Below are 5175 nucleotides of genomic sequence, written 5' to 3' on the forward strand. Positions count from 1 at the left end.
ACAACTTGTTCGTACTCTTGAATACTTCGCAAAAATCGCTAAATAATTCTTGAGTCGATAAAAAGCAAGGCCTTTTGGTCTTGCTTTTCTTATATGGAAAAATGGATGACACGACAATCATCCATTCTTTTTTATACTCTTCGAAAATCAAATTCAAACCACGTCAACGTCTCCTTGCCGTACTCAAGTACAGCCTGCGGCTAGTTTCCTAATTTGCTCTTTGATTTCCATTGAGTATTAATTCTGTTTCAAAAGTATCTGAAAGGACGGTGAAGCTTAATTTCTCTAATGTAAGTGGATGGGTAAAGGAAAGTCGAAAGGCATGAAGCATAAGTCGACTTGATTTTCCTTTGCTATTATAGAGAGGGTCACCTAGGATAGGGAAGTTATGATGCGAAAGGTGGACACGGATTTGATGGGTTCGCCCTGTCTTTAGTTTGCAACGGACAAGAGCTGTTTTGTTTGAAAATTGCTTTAATCTGCTTACATGCGTTTCAGCATATTGCCCATTTTTTGTATCAACTATTCGTTTTCTGCGATCATGGCGATCACGTCCGATTTTGTCCTTGAAAACAAGCTCTTTGCTGTTGATATTTCCATCAACAAGGGCCCAATATTCCCTAGAAATCTCTTTTTTCTCCAATAAGCGATTGAGAATAGGTAGGATAAAAGGATTTTTAGCGAAGAGAACTAAACCGCTGGTTTCCATGTCTAGACGATGAACGACATAACAGGTTTGGCCAAGGTAGGCACTGACGTGGTTAAGAAGAGCAATTTCGTTTGGTTGGTTGCCGTGCGTTTTCATACCCTCGGGTTTGTTTACAATAATCAAGTGTTGATCTTGATAAACTTCCTGAACTAAGTCTGGGTTGCCCCAAGGGATTGTCTTTTTGGGATAATCTTCCTCGTCAAATGTCAACTGGCAAACATCTCCAGGATTTACCATCTCGTTCCAGTGAACTTCTTCTTGGTTTATCAAAATATGTTTCTTGATTCTCAAAAAATGACGAATTTTTCTAGGAATAAGGAGTTGCTCCTTTAATAATTGCTTCACCGTCATTTGAGGCAAAGAAGCGGGTAATGTAAATGTGAATTTCATACAGATATTGTAACAAAAAAAGCCCTATTTGGATAGGAAATAGCTAAATTCTTGTCTTCCTATGATGAAGATGATAAAATAAACGCATGAAATTAGATAAATTATTTGAGAAATTTCTTTCTCTTTTTAAAAAAGAAACAAGAGAACTAGAGGATTCTGATTCGACTAGCTTGCGTCGCTCTCGTAGTGATCGAAAAAAATTAGCCCAAGTGGGGCTGATTAGAAAATTCTGGCGCCGCTATCATCTAACTAAAATCGTTGTTATACTAGGCTTGAGTGCAAGCTTGCTAGTCGGAACCTATTTGTTTGCTGTAGCCAAGTCAACCAATGTTAATGATTTGCAAAATGCCTTGAAAACTCGGACTCTCATTTTTGACCGTGAAGAAAAAGAGGCAGGTGCCTTGTCTGGTCAAAAGGGAACCTACGTTGAACTGACTGACATCAGTAAAAACTTACAAAATGCTGTTATTGCGACAGAAGACCGTTCTTTCTATAAAAACGACGGGATTAACTATAGTCGTTTCTTCTTGGCTATTGTTACTGCTGGACGTTCAGGTGGTGGTTCTACTATTACCCAACAGCTGGCTAAAAACGCCTATTTGTCACAGGATCAAACTGTTGAGAGAAAAGCGAAAGAATTTTTCCTTGCTTTAGAATTAACAAAAAAATATAGCAAGGATCAGATTCTAACTATGTACCTAAACAACGCCTATTTTGGAAATGGTGTGTGGGGCGTAGAAGATGCGAGTAAGAAATACTTTGGAGTTTCTGCATCAGAAGTGAGTTTGGATCAAGCTGCGACTCTGGCAGGGATGCTCAAGGGGCCGGAACTGTATAATCCTTTAAATTCTGTAGAGGATTCTACCAATCGTCGCGATACTGTTTTGCAAAATATGGTTGCAGCGGGTTATATTGATAAAAATCAAGAAACCGAAGCTGCAGGAGTTAATATGACCTCGCAATTGCAAGATAAGTATGAAGGAAAAATTTCAGATTACCGTTACCCTTCTTATTTTGATGCGGTGGTTAATGAAGCTGTTTCTAAGTATAATCTAACAGAGGAAGAAATCGTAAATAATGGCTACCGCATTTACACAGAGTTGGACCAAAACTACCAAGCAAATATGCAGGTTGTCTATGAAAATACAGCGCTATTTCCGAGGGCAGAGGATGGAACATTTGCTCAATCAGGAAGTGTAGCTCTCGAACCGAAAACAGGGGGAGTTCGTGGGGTTGTCGGTCAAGTTGCTGACAATGATAAAACTGGATTCCGGAATTTCAACTATGCAACTCAATCAAAGCGTAGCCCTGGTTCTACAATTAAGCCTTTAGTTGTTTATACGCCGGCAGTTGAGGCAGGTTGGGCTTTGAACAAACAGTTGGATAACCATACGATGCAGTATGACAGCTATAAGGTTGATAACTATGCAGGGATCAAAACGAGTCGAGAAGTTCCTATGTATCAAGCCTTGGCAGAATCGCTTAATCTACCTGCTGTTGCTACTGTTAATGATTTGGGTGTTGATAAGGCTTTTGAGTCAGGAGAAAAATTTGGACTCAACATGGAAAAAGTCGACCGTGTTCTTGGTGTCGCCTTGGGAAGTGGTGTCGAAACCAATCCTCTGCAAATGGCTCAAGCATATGCTGCCTTTGCCAATGAAGGTTTAATGCCGGAAGCTCATTTTATTAGTAGAATTGAAAATGCTAGCGGGCAGATTATTGCAAGCCATAAAAATTCACAAAAACGGGTGATTGATAAGTCTGTAGCTGACAAGATGACTAGTATGATGTTAGGAACATTCACCAACGGAACGGGAATTAGTTCGTCGCCTGCAGACTATGTCATGGCAGGGAAAACTGGTACAACTGAAGCAGTTTTCAATCCTGAATACACAAGTGACCAGTGGGTAATTGGCTATACTCCGGATGTAGTGATTAGTCACTGGCTTGGTTTTCAGACCACTGATGAAAATCACTATCTAGCAGGATCTACTTCAAATGGTGCAGCTCATGTCTTTAGGAATATTGCAAATACCATTTTACCTTATACCCCAGGAAGTACCTTTACAGTTGAAAATGCTTATAAGCAAAATGGAATTGCACCAGCTAACACAAAAAGACAAGTACAAACCAATGATAATAGCCAGACAGATGATAATTTGTCTGATATTCGAGGACGTGCGCAAAGTCTAGTAGATGAGGCTAGCCGGGCTATCTCAGATGCGAAGATTAAGGAAAAGGCTCAAACAATATGGGATTCGGTAGTCAATCTATTTCGCTAAGATGCTTGTCAAAGCCTAGCTTTCTTGTTATAATAGATAAGATGGAGGCGTTATGGCACTAAAAAAAGCAAGCCTAGCTTGTGCGGTTTGTGGTTCTAGAAACTATTCAATCAAGATTAGTGGAAACCCCAAGCCTACACGACTAGAAGTAAATAAATTTTGTAAGCATTGTGGTAAGTACACTACACACAGAGAAACGAGATAGGAGAGAGCGATGCGTTTTATTGGAGATATTTTTAGACTTCTTAAAGACACAACATGGCCAACTCGCAAGGAAAGCTGGAGAGATTTTCGTTCTATTATGGAATACACAGCTTTCTTTGTAGTAATTATTTACATTTTTGACCAGTTGATTGTTTCAGGTTTGATTCGATTTATTAACATTTTTTAGAAGGCTAGTGGAGTTAATTACACTAGAAATCTTCTATTTATGAAAGGAAATATCATGGATAGTTTTGATAAAGGGTGGTTTGTTTTACAAACTTATTCTGGTTATGAAAATAAGGTAAAAGAAAATCTATTACAACGTGCACAAACCTACAATATGTTGGATAATATTCTACGCGTTGAAATTCCAACACAAACAGTGCAAGTTGAAAAAAATGGAAAGAGAAAAGAAGTAGAAGAAAATCGCTTTCCAGGTTATGTTCTTGTAGAAATGGTCATGACAGATGAAGCTTGGTTTGTTGTGCGAAACACACCAAACGTTACAGGATTCGTAGGATCACACGGGAACAGATCAAAACCAACACCATTATTGGAACAAGAAATTCGTGACATTTTGGTATCTATGGGACAAACTGTTCAAGAATTTGATTTCGATGTTGAGGTTGGTCAAACCGTACGTATTATTGATGGTGCTTTTGCAGACTATACTGGTAAGATTACAGAGATTGATAACAATAAAGTGAAGATGATTATCTCTATGTTTGGTAATGACACAGTTGCAGAAGTAAACCTAAACCAAATTGCAGAATTATAACCCAAAGAGAGGCTTGTCCTCTCTTTTTGTGCAGTTGAGACAGTAAAGAGGACAGAATAGGCGAAATGGGCCTAATTAGCTTTTTTATTTGTTAAACTGTATCTAGAAAGGGGAAGATTATGCTTAAAGAATTGTATGAAGAAGTCCAAGGTATTGTATACAAGTGTAGAAATGAATATTACCTTCATTTATGGGAGCTATCGGATTGGGAGCAAGAGGGAATGATTTGCTTGCATGAATTGATTAGTAAAGAAGAAGGATTAGTAGAAGATATTTCTCGTTTAAGGAAATATTTCAAAACCAAGTTTCGTAATCGAATTTTAGACTATCTCCGTAAACAAGAAAGTAAAAAACGAAGATATGATAAAGAGCCTTATGAAGAAGTGGGGGAGATTAGTCATCGAGTAAGTGAGGGAGGTCTCTGGCTAGACGATTATTATCTCTTTCATGAAACACTAAGAGATTATAGAAGGAAACAAAGTAAAGAGCAACAAGAAGAGTTAGAACGCGTCTTAAGACATGAACGCTTCCGAGGACGTCAAAGAGTATTAAGAGACTTGCGTATTGTGTTTAAAGAGTTTGATATCTGTACACATTAGGAAGCTATGCAAAAAAAGGTAAATTCCCAAACTAACTTCCACCACTAATCCAAGTGGAAGTTAGTCTGATAAAAATCCTAAAAACCAGTGGAAATCCGTGTCAGGGTAAGTTCCACTAGTTTTAGTCATGCTTGATTTTATTGCTTTTTTAACCAAACTGAATCGAAAAAAAGAGCGCACAAAATCCCCTCATCTGAAAGCGTTTCAGATTAA

At 38.3% G+C, this 5175-nt stretch carries 6 protein-coding genes; 5 read left to right on the forward strand and 1 reads right to left on the reverse strand.

What is annotated here, in order from left to right; all coding sequences use genetic code 11:
- Positions 1-208: 208 nt before the first annotated feature.
- On the reverse strand, positions 209-1099 hold the full coding sequence (locus RYL77_RS08730) for an RluA family pseudouridine synthase (RefSeq protein WP_315010990.1): 891 nt from the start codon (positions 1097-1099) through the stop codon (positions 209-211).
- 86 nt (positions 1100-1185) lie between these two features.
- Here RYL77_RS08730 and pbp2a point away from each other — a divergent pair, with 86 nt between their 5' ends.
- From pbp2a to RYL77_RS08755, 5 genes are all read left to right on the forward strand, one after another.
- Positions 1186-3381, forward strand: a complete 2196-nt coding sequence (gene pbp2a / locus RYL77_RS08735; RefSeq protein ID WP_315010991.1) for a penicillin-binding protein PBP2A — start codon at positions 1186-1188, stop codon at positions 3379-3381.
- A gap of 52 nt (positions 3382-3433) precedes the next feature.
- Positions 3434-3586: a 50S ribosomal protein L33 gene (rpmG, locus tag RYL77_RS08740; protein ID WP_001809375.1), complete on the forward strand. Its 153-nt coding sequence runs from the start codon at positions 3434-3436 to the stop codon at positions 3584-3586.
- A gap of 9 nt (positions 3587-3595) precedes the next feature.
- Entirely contained in the window at positions 3596-3772 is a 177-nt protein-coding gene (secE, locus tag RYL77_RS08745; RefSeq protein WP_001210991.1) for a preprotein translocase subunit SecE, read from the forward strand.
- Positions 3773-3826: 54 nt separating this feature from the next.
- Positions 3827-4363, forward strand: a complete 537-nt coding sequence (gene nusG, locus RYL77_RS08750) for a transcription termination/antitermination protein NusG (RefSeq protein WP_000376739.1) — start codon at positions 3827-3829, stop codon at positions 4361-4363.
- Between the two features lie 119 nt (positions 4364-4482).
- The gene (locus RYL77_RS08755) at positions 4483-4962 is read left to right on the forward strand and encodes a sigma-70 family RNA polymerase sigma factor (protein ID WP_315010992.1); all 480 of its coding nucleotides are present in this window, start codon (positions 4483-4485) and stop codon (positions 4960-4962) included.
- Positions 4963-5175: the final 213 nt, after the last annotated feature.

The sequence above is a fragment of the uncultured Streptococcus sp. genome (assembly GCF_963516515.1).
Taxonomy (GTDB): Bacteria; Bacillota; Bacilli; order Lactobacillales; family Streptococcaceae; genus Streptococcus.